The sequence below is a fragment of the Streptomyces sp. NPDC048434 genome, from assembly GCF_043200375.1.
Lineage (GTDB): Bacteria > Actinomycetota > Actinomycetes > Streptomycetales > Streptomycetaceae > Streptomyces.
This window is the reverse complement of the sequence record NZ_JBICXQ010000002.1, coordinates 208,013-225,386: the sequence shown is the minus strand read 5'-3', so window position 1 is coordinate 225,386 and position 17,374 is coordinate 208,013. Positions and strand designations below refer to the sequence as shown.

Sequence of the window (17,374 nt, the reverse complement as noted above, 5' to 3'; positions counted from 1 at the left end):
AAGCCGGCGGCGGTCGGATGTACCGGCGGTCCGGCCGGTGCCGGCCCGCTCTCCCTCCACGTTACTTTCCTCGATATAGTGGTTACCTACGAGAAAGCGCCCCGGGCCCCCACGGCGCGGAGCGGGTCAGGAGGGAACATGACCGAGCAGAACGAGCAGGCGTGTCCGATCAACCCGGTGGTGGACCTGCTGTTCAGCCGCTGGACCACGCCGATCGTGTGGGTGCTGGAACACCATGGACGGCTGCGTTTCAACGAGCTGCAGCGGCTCGTGCCGTCCATCACGCCCAAGGTCCTCACCGAACGCCTGCGCCGGCTGGAACGTGACGGCCTGGTGATCCGCACCTACCACGCGGAGATCCCGCCCAGGGTGGAGTACGAGATCAGCGACCTGGGCCGCACCCTGGTCCCGGTCTTCCAGACCCTCCACACCTGGTCCGCGTCACACCTTCCGCAGGTCACCGCCGCGCGTCAGGCCTACGACACCGCACGGGAGGAAGAGGCGGCCTGGGCCGAAGGCTGAGACGGGCTCTGCGAACGGGGCGGCGATCCTCCGTGTGCGCCGGCCGCGTCCGCCCCGGGACGCCGGGCACGTCAGACGCAGCGCGGTGGGCCGTGCCCTTGCCGGACCTCTGGCGGGTGGGGGGCCGGCTGTCCCCCCAGAGGAGGTGAACCGAGCCCCACCCGTACAACTTGAGACGGATGAGGCTTCGGCACCTTGGGGCGATCCGCCCGACCCACCCTCGCTCCTAGCGTGGTGCCCATGACCACGCCAGTGTGCACCAGCGCTTCGACCGCCGCTGTGTTCCCGACGTTCTCGTCCTATGTACGGGCCCGGGGGCCGGTTCTGCTGCGCACTGCGCGGTCGCTGTCCGCCAACCCGAACGACGCCGAGGACCTCCTCCAGACGGCCCTGGCCAAGACCTTCGTGGCCTGGGACCGTATCGAGGACCACCGCGCCCTGGACGGCTATGTCCGCCGCGCGCTGATCAACACCCGTACCTCCCAGTGGCGCAAGCGCAAGGTCGACGAGTTCGCCGTCGACGAACTGCCGGAACCGGACCCGCTGCCGGCCCCCGACCCGGCCGAACTCCAGGGCCTGCGCGACGCGATGTGGCGCGCGGTGATGCGACTCCCCGCCCGCCAGCGGGCCATGGTCGTCCTCAGGTATTACGAGGACCTGAGCGAGGCCCAGACCGCCGAGGTCATGGAGGTCTCGATCGGCACGGTCAAGAGCGCCGTCTCCCGCGCCCTGGGCAAACTCCGGGAGGACCCGGAGCTCGCGATGATCTCCGCCTGATCCGTCGCCTCGGGGGCGCGCCTCCGCTGATGCGCCCTCCCGCACGGCGGTGACCGTCTCTACGCCTCGCCTGACGGCCTCGCCTGACGGCCTTCGGGGCGAGGGCCGCCCTCAGATGGCCGCGTAGCGCGCCGGCGTCGTGCCCACGTGGCGGGTGAAGTGCCGGTTCAGATGGGCTTGATCATGGAAGCCCACGGTTGCCGCGACCTCCGCCGGCCGCCTGCCGTCGAGCAGCAGCCCACGGGCCCACTCGATGCGCCTGCCGGTCAGATAGGCGTGCGGCGGCAGACCGTAGGTCTGTTTGAAGCAGCGGATCAAGTGGGTGGGGTGCGCGTGCAGGACGGCGGCGGCGTCCCGTAGGGAGATGCCGGTCGGTACCCGGGAATCCAGGAGTTCCCGTAATGCGGCAGCCGTACGGTTCGCCTCGCGGCCGGGCATACGTGCCGGCCGGAGCGCATCCAGGTGGAAGTGCAGCCGCTCCCGGATGAAGGCCAGCCGGGATTCGGCTTCGAAGACGTCGCCCGCATGCGCGTCGCCCGCGTGACCGAGGGACGTATGCAGCTGGTGGATGCGATGGCGCAGCAGCTCATCGCCGAAGACCGGCGCGTCCACCGCCCGGCCGGTCAGGTCCTCGGGGAGCACGGACGCGTCGAGGTAGAGCACGCGCTTGCGGAATCCGGTCGCGGTGACCGTCCTGCCGTCATGGGCGACGCCGGGAGGAAGCAGGACGACCGTGCCGGTCCCGGCCGCGCCATGACGGTGGCGGTCACATGCGAAGTCGACCGCCCCGTCATTGAGGATCATCAGGGCCCAGGTGTCATGGGTGTGGGACGGGTACGCGTAGTCGGTGAAGTGCGCGTGGAAGATCTCGGCGATTCCCGCAACGGGCGGCCGCCAGGCGCTGATCGTCGTACGCGGCGGGCCTCCTCCTGTCATGCCAGGAACGTACAAGACCGCCGGCGGCCGGGCACGGCAGTCTCAGGGCATGACTCACTCTCCCGTGCCCGTCAATCTCGCCGACAAGCTCTCACAGTTCAGTGACCTCTGGTCACAGAAGAAGATCGCCGATCTCAATGACTACGAGGTCAAACTCGCCAAGCTGAAGGGGGAGTTCGTCTGGCACACGCACGAGGACACCGACGAACTGTTCCTGGTCATCAGCGGCCGGCTCACCATCCAGCTCAGGGACGGCGATGTGGTGCTCGGCCCCGGCGAGCTGTTCGTCATCCCCCGAGGCGTCGAGCACTGCCCGGTGGCGGACGAAGAGACCGCCATCCTCCTCCTCGAACCGGTCGGCACGCTCAACACGGGCGATGCGGGAGGGCCCAGGAGCAAGGCACCCGAGACGCTGTAACGCGGTCAGCGCTCGGCGGCGGCGTACGCGACGAAGTCGGCCCGGGCGGCGGGCCGGAGGTGAAGCTGCGGGCCGTGGGGGTTCTCGGAGTCGCGGAGCGGATGGCTCGCGGAGCTCCTGCCCCCGCTGCCCCCACCCTTCCCGTCGGCATCTCCTCCGCCCCCAAGCCCCCATTGGTCACGGTGTCTGTGGAGCGGGGGCGGGAAGGCGTCGAACCGTGGTGCGCCAGGTTCCGGGACGAGTCTGGTGGCGCGGGCGGTGAAGCTGATGGCGTGGTACCAGCCGCACAGCATCAGCAGGTCCAGGAGTTCTTCCGGGCCGAACTCGGCAATGAGCCGCTCCCACAGTGCGTCGTCGATGTCGTGGTGGGTGTGCAGCGCATCGGTGGCATCGAGGAGCAGCCGGTCGCGTTCCGCCGTCCAGCAGGGGTCCGCGCTGGATCCGTGACGCAACACCGTCGAGCGGTGCATCAACCGCCGCAAGCAGTGGCGAGGACTCGCCACCCGCTACGAGAAGACCGCGACCATCTACCTGGCCGGACTCCACATCGCAGGCATCTTCCTCTGGTCCGCTCAGTGATCCAAACGAAACTGCCTAGGTCCCCCGGCTCACCATCAACCTCCCCACCGCCTGCTCCAATTCGGCGACACGGTCGGCGAGGCGGGCCTTGTCGGAGCCCTTTGCGTCGCGCAGGAGGAGTTCCACCTCGGCGAGCTGGCCGGCGATTTCCGCGAGGCGGGATGCGTCGGGGGTGGGCGCTGCGGGCTGCGGGGACGGCTCGGAAGGTGCCGGCGCTCCGGGGCCTTCCGGGGGAATGGCGGGGTGCCCGGCCTGCTGTCCGGGTTTCGGGGGCTGCTGTGGATCCGGGCTCTCCGGGGCCGTCGAAGCCGAAGCCCGAGCAGTATCGGCAGTCGGCACGGCACCCGAAGCCGGGGCCGAAGTCGACACCGCGGGCGAGGGCGAAGCCGCTTCCGTTCCCGCTGCGGTCGTCGTCGTGGCGGGCGGTTGCCCCTCGCCTCCAGGGCGGTCGTCCGAGGTCAGAAGCCGTTTCAACTGGTCGGCCTGGGAGGCCAGTTGGCGGTTCTTGCGATGGAGGTCGAGGAAGACGTTCACCTTGGTGCGCAGCAGCCAGGGGTCGAAGGGCTTGATGAGGAAATCGGCGGCGCCGACCGTGTAGCCGCGGTAGGCGTAGTTGGGGTCGACCGAGGCGCCCGTGAGGAGAATGATCGGGACGTCTTTCGTCTGGTCCAGGCCCTTGATGTTCGCGGCGGTCTCGAAGCCGTTCATGCCCGGCATCATGACGTCGATGAGGACGACCGCGAATTCCTCGCGGAGCATGGCCTTGAGGGCTTCTTCGCCGGATCGCGCACGGACCACTTTCTGGGTGAGCGAGCCCAGTACGGCCTCCAGCGCGACGAGGTTCTCCTCCATGTCGTCGACGATGAGGATGCTGGATGAGGTGTCCGGTGCGGTCGTCATGAGTGCTCCCCCGTCATTCCCTGGTCGTCCTGGCCGGTGTCCTCGGTGTCCTCGGTGTCCTCGGTGTCATGGGTGATATCGGGCTTGCGGGAGGTGTCGCAGTGGTCGGATTCCTCGGGGCCGTCGGCGTGCGGCTGCGGGGCGGGACTGCCGTGCTGCGGGTCCAGGAGGCCGCAGATCACGGTCAGCAGCCGGTCCACGTCCACGGGTTTGGGGATGTAGTCATTGGCCCCGCTCTCGATCGCCTTTTCGCGGTCGCCGGGCATGGCCTTCGCGGTGAGGGCAACGACCGGCAGGTCCGCGAACCGAGGTGCTTGCCGGATCGCCTTGATCATCTCGTAACCATCCATTTCGGGCATCATGATGTCCATCAGCACCAGCGATACGTCCGGCGTCCGGTCGAGGACCTCCAGGCCCTCGCGGCCGTTCTCGGCGTATTTGACGCTGATGCCGACCCGGCCCAATACGTGCGTGAGCGCGAAGACATTGCGGATGTCGTCGTCGACGACGAGGATGCGGCGATTGGCCAGCACCTCGCCGGGGCGTCCGCTGAGCCAGTCCTTGAGGCGGGTGGTCTCGGGCCAGGTGACATCGCCGCCGTCGGCGGAGTGGGCTCCCAGGTGCGGGGTCTGGTCCTGTTCCCCCTGGGTGGGGAAGACATCACCGGACGAGGCGCTCCGCGCGGTGGCCCTGGGGGTCGCCGTGAGCTGTTCGGCCAGGACGGGGCGGGCGGGGCCGGCCTGCGCGGTGCTGTCCGCGGGGCGGGTCGCGGCGGTGGGGCTCGGTGCGGGGAAGGGGCCGGTGTAGTGCGCGGGCACATACAGGGTGAAGGTCGAGCCGACGCCCGGCTCGCTCTCGGCGATGATCCGGCCGCCGAGCAGCGCGGCCATATCGCGGCTGATGGAGAGGCCGAGGCCGGTGCCGCCGTACTTGCGGTTGGTGGTGCCGTCGGACTGCTGGAACGCCTCGAAGATGCCGTCGAGTTTCTCCGGTGAGATGCCGATGCCGGTGTCCTTGACGGAGAGGGCGATGACGTCGTCGGCGGTGCGGAGGGAGTCCTCCTCGAAATCCGTGCCCGGTACGCGCTGGACGATGAGTTCCACGCTGCCGGAGGAGGTGAACTTCACCGCGTTGGACAGCAGATTGCGGAGGATCTGCTGGAGGCGCTGTTCGTCGGAGAAGAGCTCCTTGGGGACGTGCTCGCCGACCTTGACGTCGAAGGTGAGGCCGCGGTCGACGGTGAGCGGCTTGAAGGTGGCGCGGACGTAGTCGAGCAGCTTGATCAGCGGCAGGGCCTTGGGGTGGACGTCCATCCGGCCGGCCTCGATCTTCGACAGATCGAGGATGTCGTTGATGAGCTGGAGGAGGTCGGAGCCCGCGCGGTGGATGGTGACGGCGAATTCCACCTCCTGGGTGGAGAGCCGGCCGTCGGGGTTGTCGGCGAGGAGCCGGGAGAGCACCAGCAGGGAGTTCAGCGGGGTGCGCAGCTCGTGCGACATGTTCGCCAGGAATTCCGACTTGTACTGGGAGGAGGTGGCGAGAAGTGCCGCCTTCTCCTCCAGCTCGGCGTTCGTCAGCTGGAGTTCGTCGGAGCGCTGGCGGAGCTCGGCGGTCAGACGCTGGGACTCCGAAAGCAGGGACTCCGTACGGGAGTTGGCGATGATGGTGTTGATCGAGACGCCGATGGTGTTCACGAACTGGTCGATGAAGGCGAGGTGGACGTCGCTGAAGCGGCTGAAGGAAGCCAGCTCGATGACGCCGAGCACCTGGTCCTCGAAGAGGATCGGGAGGATGACGATGCTGGCCGGAGCCGAGGCGCCGAGTCCGGAGCTGATGGAGATGTAGTCGGGCGGGACGGCGTCGACGACGATGCGCTTCTTCTCCATGGCGGCCTGGGTGATCAGACCCCAGCCGGGGGTGCCCAGGCGCAGCCGCGGCAGTGAGCGGCGGCCCTCGGGCTGGCCGGTCCCGTAACCGGCGATCAGCTCCAGGCCCTCGCCCGGTTCGGCGCCCGCCTCGGCCAGGAAGAACGCGCCGAACTGCGCATTCACCAGCGGGGTCAGCTCGCGCAGGATCAGATCGGCGACCTCGACCAGGTCGCGGTGGCCCTGCATCAGGCTGGCGATACGGGCCAGGTTGGACTCCAGCCAGTCCTTGGCGCGGGTGGTCTCGCGGAGATTGGCGACCATCAGGTTGATGTTGTTCTTCAGGGCCGCGACCTCGCCCTGGGCGTCCACGGTGATCGAGCCGGACATATCGCCCTGGGTGACGGCGCTGGCCACCTCGGCGATCGCGCGGACCTGCGTCGTCAGGTTCAGCGCCAGCTCGTTGACGCTGGTGGTCAGCCGCTTCCAGGTGCCGTAGACGCCCTCGACCCGGGCCTGGCCGCCGAGCTGGCCCTCGCTGCCGACCTCACGGGCCACCCGGGTCACCTCGGAGGAGAACGAGGAGAGGGTGTCGACCATCGTGTTGATCGTCGTCTTGAGTTCCAGGATCTCGCCGCGGGCATCGACGTCGATCTTCTTGGACAGGTCGCCCTTGGCGACGGCGGTGGCGACCTGGGCGATGTTGCGGACCTGGGATGTGAGGTTGTCGGCCATGGAGTTGACGTTGTCGGTGAGGTTCTTCCACACGCCGGAGACGCCATGGACCTGGGCCCGGCCGCCCAGCCGGCCCTCGGTGCCGACCTCGCGGGCCACCCGGGTGACCTCGTCCGCGAACGCCCGCAGCTGCTGGACCATCGTGTTGACGGTGTCCTTCAGCTCCAGGATCTCGCCGCGGGCGTCCACGTCGATCTTCTTGGACAGGTCGCCGTTGGCCACGGCCGTGGTCACCTGGGCGATGTTGCGGACCTGGGACGTGAGGTTGAGCGCCATGAAGTTGACGTTGTCGGTGAGGTCCTTCCAGACCCCGGAGACGTCCCTGACCTGCGCCTGACCGCCCAGGTTTCCTTCGGTGCCGACCTCGCGGGCGACGCGGGTGACTTCGTCGGCGAAGGCGGAGAGCTGGTCGACCATCGTGTTGATCGTGGTCTTCAGCTCCAGGATCTCGCCCTTCGCCTCCACGGTGATCGTCTTGCCGAGGTCGCCCTGCGCGACGGCGGTGGCGACCAGGGCGATGTTGCGGACCTGGGAGGTCAGGTTGTCCGCCATGAAGTTGACGCTTTCGGTGAGGTCCCGCCAGACCCCGGATACGCCTCTGACCTGTGCACGGCCGCCCAGCCGCCCCTCGGTGCCGACCTCGCGGGCGACGCGGGTGACCTCGTCGGCGAAGGCGGAGAGCTGGTCGACCATCGTGTTGATCGTCGACTTCAGCTCCAGGATCTCGCCCCGCGCGTCCACGGTGATCTTCTGGCTCAGGTCGCCGTTGGCCACGGCCGTGGTCACCTGGGCGATGTTGCGGACCTGCCAGGTCAGGTTGGACGCCATGAAGTTGACGTTGTCGGTGAGGTCTTTCCAGACCCCGGATACGCCCCTGACCTGCGCACGGCCGCCGAGCTGGCCCTCGGTGCCGACCTCGCGGGCCACCCGGGTGACCTCGTCGGCGAACGCCCGCAGCTGATCCACCATCTTGTTGACGGTGAGCTTCAGCTCCAGCAGCTCGCCGGTGGCCTCGACCGTCACCTGCTGGGTCAGGTCGCCGGTGGCCACCGCGGTGGTGACCACGGCGATGTCCCGGACCTGCGCCGTCAGCCGCGACGCCATGGTGTTGACCGCCTCGGTCACATGGAGCCAGTCGCCGGAGAGCCCCTGGACCTTGGCCCGGCCGCCCAGCCGGCCCTCGGTGCCCACCTCACGGGCGACCCGGGTGACCTCGCCGGTGAACAGCGACAACTGGTCCACCATGCGGTTCACACCGCTGCCCAGCCGTCGCAGATCGCCGCGGAGCTGGCGGTTGCCGTCGTGCAGATCGACCCGCTGGGTCAGATCGCCGTCGGCCACCGCGTCCAGCACCCGGGTGGCCTTGGCGAGCGGCACCACCAGCGCCTGGAGCACGGTGTTGGCCGACTCGATGTTCGTCGTCCAGGTCCCCTGGCCGGGGCTGGCGGAGATCCGCTCGTCCAGCCGGCCCTGCCGGATGATCTCGCCGCGTACCCGCTGCAGCTCGGAGGCCAGATGGGTGTTGCGGGCCACGATCTGGTTGAAGACGCCCGTCATGTCGGCCAGCACGCCATCCGTGGAGGAGCCGTCCTGCGGGATCTCCACATGCGCGGTGAAATCCCCGTCGCGCAGCGCATTCATCGCCGCGAGCAGCGGCCGTAGCTCGCTGGTCCGCACCCACTGCCCGTCGTGCCGGGCGTCGGGCGGCTGCGGGGGCTCAGCGGGCTCCGGCGACTCCGGGGGCGGAGAAGCAGGCTCGGGCTGGGCCGGGTCGAGCGCCATGACACACCATCCCCCCAGTGATCGATGTGGAGAAAGCCGGTTGGGCAGGGTGATCCATTTGGGCAGATATGACATAGTATAAAGCGCTTGTAATCAGTTTTTCCCGGCACATTCAGGGGGCGCAGTGGTACCGCTGTCCTCCCCACACGCGACGGAATCCGTGTCCCGGAAAGGCCTGCCCGCCAATCAGCTCGCGGCCGCCGGTGCACGTAAATTCGTGCGCGCGCTGCTCACCGAACGGGCGGCCGCTCCTTCTGCCACGGCAGGGCCCGGCGCGGCGGCGATCAGCGCGGAGCTCATCCACGACGCCGTTCTGCTCACCAGCGAGCTGGTCACCAATGCCGTGATGTACGCCGGTACCGATATCGATGTGACCTGCCGCCTGGAGCACGACCGGCCGGCCGCCGAGGACGACGGGGAGCGCCGCCCGGCCAAGGTGGGCGTGGTGCTGGAGGTCTCCGACCGCCATCCCGCCCGGGGCGTACGCGGTGGGGTCGACGCCCGCACCGGAGAGCCGGGATTCGGACTCCAGCTGGTCAGCGCGCTGGCGGAGTCCTGGGGCGTGACCTACCGGCAGGCCGTGAAGACCGTCTGGTTCCGTCTGGAGGCCACCGAGGGCGAGTCCCTGCGCCCCAGCCGCGTGCCCCAGCGCGAGTCGCGCCGCGCCGAGCCTCCGGTACGCCTGGCCCACCCCGTGACCCCGCGCGGCCGCCCGCACGGGTTCGCCGCCGAATGGGCCGACCGCGGTGGCCCGTCCTTCCTCGCCGAGACCAGCGAGCTGCTGGCCGGGCAGCTCGACCAGGACATGGTCACCGCGCTCGCCGCCCAGCTGCTGGTGCCCCGGCTCGCCGACTGGTGTGCCATCTGGCTGACCACGGAGGGCGGCGGCATGCAGCTGTCGCGGGTCTGGCATGTCGACGAGCGGCGGATCAGCCCGCTCCGTGCCGAACTGGAACGGGACCCGCCGACCGACATCATCCGCACCGCCGGCACCCCCTGGCCCTGGCCGGAGTGCGCCGGCACGGCTCCCTCGGGCGGGTCCGCGCTCGCCTTCCCCCTGGTCGCCCGCGACGTCGACCAGGGCATGCTGCTGCTCGGCCGGGCGGGGCACCTGCAGATGACCGACACCGTGGTGCGGATGGTCGAGGACGTGGCACGCCGGGTCGCGCAGGCCGTGTTCACCGCCCGCCAGTACACCCGGCAGACCACGATCAGCCTGGCGCTCCAGCGCCGGCAGCTGCCCGCGACGCTCGCCAGCATCGTCGGCGTCGACACGGCGATCGTCTATGAGCCGCACGGCGAGGGGCAGACCGTCGGCGGCGACTTCTACGACGTCTTCCCGATGGGCAACCGCCGCTGGTGCTTCCTGCTCGGGGACGTACAGGGCAAGGACCCCGAGGCGATGTCCGTCACCGGACTGGCGCGCCATCTGGTGCGGCTGCTGGCCCGCGAGGGCCATGGTGTCGAGTCGGTGCTCGGCAGGCTGAATCTGGCCATGGCCGAGGAGAGCGCGGAGGCGGTGGAACTGGGCGGCGAGCAGGCCACCTCCCGCTTCCTGAGCCTGCTGTACGGCGAGCTGGAGGTCGATCCGGGCGTACCAGGGGCCCGCTGTACGGTCGCCAGCGCCGGCCACCCGCCACCGCTGCACATGTTCGTCGACGGCGCCGTGGAGCCGGCCTCCGACCCCCAGATGCTGCTCGGCATCGACGAGGGCACCGAATTCCACGCCAGCTCCTTCGTCCTCGCACCGGGCGAGACGCTGCTGTGCGTGACCGACGGCGTCACCGAACGCCGGTGCGGCAACTGGCAGTTGGACGACAACGACGGTCTGATCGAGGTGCTGCGGGACGGCATGGGGCTGGGCGCCAAGGCCCTCGCCGAGCACGTACGGCGCGCCGCACACGACTTCGGCACCGGGCCCGTCGAGGACGATCTGTCGGTGCTCGTCCTCCAGGCGGTGGCCCCGACGGCCGACCGGCGCCCGTGAGCGGCCGGCCGGACCGCCGGAGAGCGGCGGCCGCCGCGCCTCAGGACCTGCTGCCGGCGTGGGTGAAGACCGGCTTCCCGCCGCCGGAGATCACACCTCCGCCCATACCGGCGACGGGATCGAACTGCCCGCCGAACAGCGGCCGGCCGAGTGACGGGCCGTCGCCGGAAGGCCGGTGGGCCGGTGCGGCCTGCGGCGCCGCCTGAGCGACACCGGACGCCGCGAGCACACCGGCACCGCCCAGGGCGGCAAGGACGAGGCAACGGCCGAGGTGGGGGCGCATGGGACGCTCCTTCAGTAGAGGAAACCGAGTAGCCGAATAACCGAGTGACCCGGTGCCGGGTAACGACGGCACGGACTACCAGGGGCTCCCACGGGGCCGGCCGGGCGAATCGGCCACCGGGCGGGCGGGTGTGTGACGCCACGAGGGGGCTCGCGGCTCCTTGCCGTGCGCCGGGGCGATCCGGGCGTGGCCACATTCCGCCCCGAGCGGGTAAGAACACACCTCGGAGGGCGTGACATACCAGCCGGTATGCATCGACAATCTCAGCACCACTACCCGCCCGTAACACCGCGGAGGCATCCGGTGCTCAGCACGATGCAGGACGTACCGCTCACCGTCTCGCGAATCCTGGCCCACGGGTCGACGGTTCACGGTGAGTCGCAGGTCATCACCTGGACCGAGGGAGATCCGCACCGGCGCACCTTTGCCGAGGTCGGCCGCCGGGCCGCACAGCTCGCCCATGCGCTGCGCGACGAGCTGTCCGTGGCCGACGAGGAGCGCGTCGGCACGCTCATGTGGAACAACGCGGAGCACTTGGAGGCCTATCTCGCGATCCCCTCCATGGGGGCGGTGCTGCACACACTCAATCTGCGGCTGCCCGCCGAGCAGCTGGTGTGGATCGTCAACCACGCCGAGGACCGGGTCGTGCTCGCCAACGGCACCCTGCTGCCGCTGCTCGCCCCCTTGCTGCCGCAGCTGCCGAACGTCGAGCACATCGTGGTCGTCGGCCCCGGCGACCACTCCCTGGTGGCGGGCGGCCCGGCGCGGGTGCACGACTACGAGGAGCTGATCGCCGGGCGGCCGGAGAGCTACGACTGGCCGGAGATCGACGAGCGGGAGGCCGCGGCGCTCTGCTACACCTCGGGGACCACCGGCGACCCCAAGGGCGTGCTCTACAGCCACCGTTCGCTCTATCTGCACTCGATGCAGGTCAACACCGCCGAGGCGTTCGCGCTCACCTCGCGTGACATCACGCTCCCCGTCGTGCCGATGTTCCACGTCAACGCCTGGGGCCTGCCGCACGCCGCCTTCATGGCCGGCGCCTCGCTGCTGATGCCGGACCGCTTTCTGCAGCCCGCGCCGCTCGCCGAGATGATCGAGACCGTACGTCCCACCATCGGCGCCGCCGTGCCCACCATCTGGCAGGGCCTGCTCGCCGCACTCGACGCCACGCAGCGCGATGTCTCCTGTCTGCGCACCGTCGTCATCGGCGGCTCCGCCTGCCCGCCCGCCCTGATGCGCGGCTTCGAGGAGCGGCACGGCATCCGCGTCGTGCACGCCTGGGGCATGACCGAGACCTCCCCGCTGGGCACCGTCGCCCACCCGCCGGCCGGAGTCAGCGGCGACGACGAGTGGGCCTACCGCGCCACCCAGGGCCGCTTCGCCGCCTCCGTCGAGGCACGGCTGATCGGCCCCAACGGCGAACGGCTCCCCGGCGACGGCAAGGCCGCGGGCGAGCTGGAGGTCCGCGGCCCGTGGATCGCCGGCGCCTACTACGGCGGCGCGCAGGGCGAACCGCTGCGCCCCGAGGACAAGTTCAGCCCCGACGGCTGGCTGCGCACCGGCGATGTCGGCACCATCACCCCGAACGGCTATCTGACGCTGACCGACCGCGCCAAGGACGTCATCAAGTCCGGCGGCGAATGGATCTCCTCGGTCGAGCTGGAGAACCATCTGATGGCCCACCCGCATGTCGCGGAGGCCGCGGTGGTCGCCGTACCGGACGACAAGTGGGGCGAGCGGCCGCTGGCGACGGTGGTGCTCACCCAGGGCGCGACCATCGGGTACGAGGAGCTGAAGGCGTTCCTCGGTGAGCGGATCGCGCGCTGGCAGCTGCCGGAGCGGTGGGCGGTGATCCCGGCGGTGCCCAAGACGAGCGTGGGGAAGTTCGACAAGAAGGTGCTGCGCCGGCAGTACGCGCAGGGCGAGTTGGAGGTGACACTGCTGGCGTGAGCCGTTGGCCGGGCGCCTGTGGCACGGGTGCCCGGCCGGGCTGTCCGTACGGCCGGGCGGGCTGTCCGTGCGGGCTCGGCCGGTCCGCATACGGGGTCCGGCCGGCCAGGAGAGGGCTCTCCGCCTTGGCCCGTAGGGGGCTCCCGGCCGTAGGGGTCCCCGGCGACCGTCGTCCCAGGCCCGCCCGCCGGCCCGCCGGCCCGCCTCAGGCCTCCGGCCGGCCCCTGCCGACCGTGGTCAGTTCGTGCCGATCTTGGAAAGCAGGTCGACGATCCGGGCCTGCACCTCGGCGCTCGTGGAGCGCTCCGCGAGGAAGAGCACCGTCTCGCCGGCGGCCAGCCGCGGCAGCTGCGCCGGGTCCATGTCGGCGGAGGTGTAGACGACCAGCGGCGTGTGGTCGAGCAGACCGTTGGCGCGCAGCCAGTCGACGATCCCGGCCCGTCGGCGGCGTACCTGCATCAGATCCATCACGACCAGATTCGGCCGCATCTGCGTCGCGAGGGTGACCGCGTCGCCGTCTCCGCCGGCCCGTGCGACCTGCATCCCGCGCCGCTCCAGCGACATGGTGAGAGCGCCCGCGATGTCGTCGTTCTGCTCGATCAGCAGCACCCGCGGCGGGTGGACCTCACTGTCGCGCGGGGCCAGCGCCTTGAGGAGGACGGCCGGGTCGGCGCCGTACGCGGCCTCCCGGGTGGCCTGCCCCAGCCCGGCGGTCACCAGCACGGGGACCTCGGCCGCGCCCGCGGCCTGGCGCAGCGACTGCAGCGCGGTACGCGTGATCGGCCCGGTCAGCGGGTCGACGAAGAGCGCCGCCGGGTATGCGGCGATCTGGGCGTCCACCTCTTCGCGGGAGTTGACGATCACCGGTCGGTAGCCGCGGTCGCTCAGCGCCTGCTGGGTGGCGACATCCGGCGCCGGCCAGACCAGCAGCCGACGCGGATTGTCCAGCGGCTCCGGCGGCAACTCGTCGTCCATCGGCATCGGCTGACGGTCCATCACCTCTATGGCGCCGTTCGGGCCGTCCAGCGGCTCGGGACCCTCGCTGCCCTCGTCGGGCGCGGAGATGGCAAAGGCCCGGCCCTCGCCGGCGTCCATCAGATGGGGCTGCGGCTGGGGCTGGGCGGGGGTCTGGTGAGGGGCCGGCGGCCTGGGCTGTTGTTGCTGAGGCTGCGGTGCATTGGGGCGCGGACGCGCCTGGGCCGGCAGGGACTCGGCGGCCGTCGCCCGCTCGCCCTCCTGCGGCGGCGCGGCGAGCTTACGGCGGCGGCCCGAACCGGCGGACGTACCGCCGGGCGGCGTGCTGCCGGGCGGCACCGGCGCGCGCTGCTGGTCGGCGATCTGCTGGGCGAACGGCACCCCCTGCCCGAGCGTGCGCACGCTGAACGCCCGCCCGTGGGAGTGTCCCGCGGCGTGCGCATCGTCCTCGGCCGCGGGCGGCAGCGGCTGCCGGTGCGGGGCCGCGGCGGATCCGCCCTGCGGCGGCACGGGCGGCCGGCCCGCGGCCTCTTCGGCGGGGCTGGGGCGACCGCGCCGACGGCCGGTGGGGGCGGGAGCGTCGGGTGCCCGGGGGTCTTGCGGGGCGGCGGGGGCGTGGGGCGGCTGAGGCGCGTCGGGCGCTTGGGGTGCACCGGCGTCCTGGGTCGGGACGATGCCGGGCGCCGTGCCGGTGGCCGTATCCGTCGCCTCCGCCGGTTCGGTGGGCTGCGCCACCAGCCCCTCCGGGCCCGCCACGAACGTGCCGGACGACTCGGAATCGGCCATGGCGGCGGCCGCGCGTTCCTCGGCCGCGGCCCGTCTGGCCCGCCGCCGGCCGGTCGGCTCCCCGTCCCACTCGCCTTGCGCCGCACCGGAGTTGACGGCTGCTTCCAGCTCGTACCCCGGCTGTCCGCCGGGCATCGACCCCTCCGGGCCGTTGGCAACCGGCCGACGCGCCCGACGGCGTCCCGTGCCGACGCCGTCCTGTGGACCGGTGGCCTGTGCGGGCACCTGGTCGGCGGTCACGGGCGACGACTGCGGGGTCCGGTCCGCCGCGGCGGGCGGCAGCGCAAAGGCGGTACGCGCACCGGCCTGCTGCGTCCCCGAGGAGGCGGCCGCGGATGCCCGGCCACCCTGCGCGGTCCGCTCGGGGGCCTCGGCCAGCGCCCGGCGCGCCCGCCGACCGCTCGGCTGTACGGGGCCCAGGCCCTGGGGTCCGACCGGGGCCGGTGCCTGACCGGGAATGCGCGGCTGCCCCGGAGCCGGGGTCTGCCCCGACGCCGAGCTCTGCCCGGGAATCTGCGGACGGGCCGGAACCGGAGCCGATCCGGCCGCGGAGGCCGGAGCCGATGTCTGCGCGTCGGCCGGCGGCGTCGCGGGCCTCTGCGTACCGGCTGCCGTGCCACGGCCCTGGGTGCCCGCCGCGGGTCCGCGTCCCGGCTGCTGTCCCGATGTCTGGTTCGTTCCGGAGGGGAGCGCGGGCAGCCCGCCGCCCTCCGGGGCGCCCTGCCGGGCCCGGCGCCGGCCGGTCGGCGGTACGGACTCGGCCCCCGCCATGCCCGGCGGCAGCCCCGTACCGTCCGCGGCCGGGCGGCCGCCCTGCGTACCCTGCGCGGCATCACCGTGCTGCGGATGAGCCCCCCGGCCGCCCTCGGTCGCCCCGGGACCCGTCTCGCCCTGCGGTCCGTCGCCCACGGCACCGTGCGGAACACCGGCCTTTGGCCCCGCACCCGCTCCCGTGGCCGGTCCGCCCGATTGCGTGCCCTGCTCCGCGCCCGAGTGCCGCGCACGGCGACGACCGGTCGGCTGCGCCCCGCCCGCCTGGGCCGGCACCGCCACGCCGCGCTCCGCACCACCGCCACCGAGCGACTCACCGGACCCGCCGGAACCGCCGTCACCACCGGGGTGGCCCTCGCCGCCCTCGTGACCCTCGCCGTCCGGCTCCTGGTCACCGTTGCCCGTGTCCGCCGCGTTGCCCTGGGTGCCCCGCGCGTGGGCAGCCGGTACCGGCATCACCGTCGTCTCATTGCCGGTCGGCCCGTCCATCCGGTCCGCACCGTCCGTCGCACCGTCCACCGTCGTGCCGTCCGCCGCCACCGGCAGCTCCAGCACATACGCGCTGCCGCCGGCGCCGGGCCCGCCGCCGGGCACCTCATGCGTCTGCATCAGCCCGCCGTGCTGCCGCACGATCCCGCGGACGATCGGCTCATGGACCGGGTCGCCGCCACCGAACGGGCCGCGCACCTCGATCCGTACGACATCACCGCGCTTGGCCGCCGCCACCACGATCGTCGAATCACCGGCCTCACCGGCCGGCATCCGGCCCGTCGAGTCCACCCCCGCGACATCCGCGATCAGATGGGACAGCGCCTGGGCGATCCGCTCCGCGTCGACCGTCGCCTCTATCGGCGGCGCATGCACCGCGAACTGCGCCCGGCCCGGCCCGATCAGCTCGATCGCGCCCTCCACGCCCGCCGCGACCACACCGTCCAGCGAAACCTTCGTGCGGTTGAGCTTCTCCTTGCCGGAGTCCAACCGCTGATAGCTGAGGACGTTGTCCACCAGCGTCGTCATCCGGGCATGGCCGGCCGCGAGGTGGTGCAGGATCTGGTTCGCCTCGGGCCAGAGCTGGCCGGCCGGGTCGGAGGCGAGCGTGCCCAGCTCGCCCTTCAGCTCCTCCAGCGGTCCGCGCAGCGCCTGGTCGAGCACCGCCAGCAGCTGGGTGTGCCGGGCGGCCAGCGAGTCGTACGCACGGCGGTCGGTGAAGGTCATCACCGCGCCGACGAGCTGATCGCCGTCCCGCACCGGCGCCGTTGTCAGATCGACGGGCACCGCCCGCCCGTCCTTCCCCCACAGCGCCTGCCCGCGCACCCGGTGCTTGCGCCCGGACTTGAGGGTGTCGGCCAGCGGAGTGTCCTCCCACGGCAGCGCCGAGCCGTCCGCCCGCGAGTGGTGGATCAGCGGATGCAGCTCCTTGCCGCCCAGCTCGCTCGCCCGGAACCCCAGGATCTGCGCGGCGGACGGATTGACCAGGACGACCTTGCCCTCGCCGTCGACGCCGACCACGCCCTCGGCCGCGGCCCGCAGAATCATCTCGGTCTGCCGCTGCTGGCGGGCCAGCTCGGTCTCGGTGTCCAGCGTCCCGGTCAGATCACGGACGACGAGCATCAGCAGCTCATTGCCCGTGTAGCCGTTGCGGTGATCGGCGTACGCGGCCTCGAAGGCGGACTCGTACGGAGTCCGGCCGTCCTCCAGGTTGGCGCTGGTCACCTCGACCAGCAGCTCGGTCCCGTCCGTACGCCGCGCGACCATACGGGTCGGCTTCGTCCGGCCGCCCTCGGTGTCCTCGTCGTGGCGCCGCATGGAGCCCGGAATGCGCTTGGAGTCGAAGGAGGGCAGCAGATCGAGCAACCCGCGCCCCACCAGGGCCGTGCCCGGCGCCTCGAAGGTCTCCAGCGCGATGGAGTTGGCGTTGACGACCGTGCCGTTGCAGTTGACGAGCAACAGCGCGTCGGGGAGGGCGTCGAGTATGGCTGCGAGGCGAGCAGCGCCTCGGGATGGCCTGCTGCTCACGACGACGCTTCCTCCCTGTTACCGCACCTTGCCGACCCACCGTGGCGGATCGCTGGAATGGAGTCTACGGGCACTTGCCCTAGGCGCGG

11 protein-coding genes and 1 pseudogene are annotated in these 17,374 nt (G+C 71.5%); 6 read left to right on the top strand and 6 right to left on the bottom strand.

From position 1 onward, the window contains the following. The first annotated feature begins 138 nt into the window (after nucleotides 1–138). Both ACGFWI_RS03325 and ACGFWI_RS03320 read left to right on the top strand, forming a co-directional pair. Complete coding sequence (locus tag ACGFWI_RS03325; protein WP_393904193.1) at nucleotides 139–522, top strand: winged helix-turn-helix transcriptional regulator; 384 nt, start codon at nucleotides 139–141, stop codon at nucleotides 520–522. Between the two features lie 240 nt (nucleotides 523–762). Then, the gene (locus tag ACGFWI_RS03320; RefSeq protein ID WP_393904192.1) at nucleotides 763–1,299 is read left to right on the top strand and encodes a SigE family RNA polymerase sigma factor; all 537 of its coding nucleotides are present in this window, start codon (nucleotides 763–765) and stop codon (nucleotides 1,297–1,299) included. Nucleotides 1,300–1,410: 111 nt separating this feature from the next. On the opposite strand, the gene ACGFWI_RS03315 is transcribed toward ACGFWI_RS03320, so the two are convergent. Continuing rightward, nucleotides 1,411–2,235 carry a helix-turn-helix domain-containing protein gene (locus ACGFWI_RS03315; RefSeq protein ID WP_393904191.1) on the bottom strand — a complete coding sequence of 275 codons (825 nt, stop codon included), beginning with the start codon at nucleotides 2,233–2,235 and terminating at the stop codon, nucleotides 1,411–1,413. A 49-nt stretch (nucleotides 2,236–2,284) separates the two neighbouring features. Here ACGFWI_RS03315 and ACGFWI_RS03310 point away from each other — a divergent pair, with 49 nt between their 5' ends. Continuing rightward, the gene (locus ACGFWI_RS03310; RefSeq protein WP_393904190.1) at nucleotides 2,285–2,653 is read left to right on the top strand and encodes a cupin domain-containing protein; all 369 of its coding nucleotides are present in this window, start codon (nucleotides 2,285–2,287) and stop codon (nucleotides 2,651–2,653) included. A gap of 5 nt (nucleotides 2,654–2,658) precedes the next feature. On the opposite strand, the gene ACGFWI_RS03305 is transcribed toward ACGFWI_RS03310, so the two are convergent. Beyond that, nucleotides 2,659–3,108, bottom strand: coding sequence for a hypothetical protein (locus ACGFWI_RS03305; RefSeq protein ID WP_393904189.1), 450 nt, complete (start codon nucleotides 3,106–3,108; stop codon nucleotides 2,659–2,661). On the opposite strand from ACGFWI_RS03305, the pseudogene ACGFWI_RS03300 reads away from it, so the two are divergent. Further along, nucleotides 3,101–3,232: pseudogene (locus ACGFWI_RS03300) on the top strand (IS5/IS1182 family transposase); the annotation flags it as partial. The gene ACGFWI_RS03305 and the pseudogene ACGFWI_RS03300 overlap by 8 nt on opposite strands. Nucleotides 3,233–3,247: 15 nt before the next feature. Here the strand turns inward: ACGFWI_RS03300 and ACGFWI_RS03295 are convergent. Then, the gene (locus tag ACGFWI_RS03295) at nucleotides 3,248–4,132 is read right to left on the bottom strand and encodes a response regulator (protein ID WP_393904188.1); all 885 of its coding nucleotides are present in this window, start codon (nucleotides 4,130–4,132) and stop codon (nucleotides 3,248–3,250) included. After that, entirely contained in the window at nucleotides 4,129–8,514 is a 4,386-nt protein-coding gene (locus ACGFWI_RS03290) for a HAMP domain-containing protein (RefSeq protein ID WP_393904187.1), read from the bottom strand. The genes ACGFWI_RS03295 and ACGFWI_RS03290 overlap by 4 nt, the downstream gene beginning before the upstream one ends. 160 nt (nucleotides 8,515–8,674) lie before the next feature. On the opposite strand from ACGFWI_RS03290, the gene ACGFWI_RS03285 reads away from it, so the two are divergent. Further along, nucleotides 8,675–10,501, top strand: coding sequence for a SpoIIE family protein phosphatase (locus ACGFWI_RS03285; RefSeq protein WP_393904186.1), 1,827 nt, complete (start codon nucleotides 8,675–8,677; stop codon nucleotides 10,499–10,501). A gap of 40 nt (nucleotides 10,502–10,541) precedes the next feature. Here ACGFWI_RS03285 and ACGFWI_RS03280 read toward each other — a convergent pair whose 3' ends face one another. Next, nucleotides 10,542–10,784, bottom strand: coding sequence for a hypothetical protein (locus tag ACGFWI_RS03280; protein ID WP_393904185.1), 243 nt, complete (start codon nucleotides 10,782–10,784; stop codon nucleotides 10,542–10,544). A 303-nt stretch (nucleotides 10,785–11,087) separates the two neighbouring features. On the opposite strand from ACGFWI_RS03280, the gene ACGFWI_RS03275 reads away from it, so the two are divergent. Then, nucleotides 11,088–12,737: a long-chain fatty acid--CoA ligase gene (locus ACGFWI_RS03275; protein WP_393904184.1), complete on the top strand. Its 1,650-nt coding sequence runs from the start codon at nucleotides 11,088–11,090 to the stop codon at nucleotides 12,735–12,737. 237 nt (nucleotides 12,738–12,974) lie between these two features. Here ACGFWI_RS03275 and ACGFWI_RS03270 read toward each other — a convergent pair whose 3' ends face one another. Further along, nucleotides 12,975–17,285 carry a PAS domain-containing protein gene (locus tag ACGFWI_RS03270; protein WP_393904183.1) on the bottom strand — a complete coding sequence of 1,437 codons (4,311 nt, stop codon included), beginning with the start codon at nucleotides 17,283–17,285 and terminating at the stop codon, nucleotides 12,975–12,977. Nucleotides 17,286–17,374 lie beyond the last annotated feature (89 nt).

Excerpts from the sequence above, each read along its gene's own strand:
- ACGFWI_RS03310 (WP_393904190.1), top strand. The coding sequence starts at position 2,285 with ATGACTCACTCTCCCGTGCCCGTCAATCTCGCCGACAAGCTCTCACAG.
- ACGFWI_RS03325 (WP_393904193.1), top strand. The coding sequence starts at position 139 with ATGACCGAGCAGAACGAGCAGGCGTGTCCGATCAACCCGGTGGTGGAC.
- ACGFWI_RS03320 (WP_393904192.1), top strand. The coding sequence starts at position 763 with ATGACCACGCCAGTGTGCACCAGCGCTTCGACCGCCGCTGTGTTCCCG.
- ACGFWI_RS03290 (WP_393904187.1), bottom strand. The coding sequence starts at position 8,514 with ATGGCGCTCGACCCGGCCCAGCCCGAGCCTGCTTCTCCGCCCCCGGAG.
- ACGFWI_RS03280 (WP_393904185.1), bottom strand. The coding sequence starts at position 10,784 with ATGCGCCCCCACCTCGGCCGTTGCCTCGTCCTTGCCGCCCTGGGCGGT.
- ACGFWI_RS03295 (WP_393904188.1), bottom strand. The coding sequence starts at position 4,132 with ATGACGACCGCACCGGACACCTCATCCAGCATCCTCATCGTCGACGAC.
- ACGFWI_RS03315 (WP_393904191.1), bottom strand. The coding sequence starts at position 2,235 with ATGACAGGAGGAGGCCCGCCGCGTACGACGATCAGCGCCTGGCGGCCG.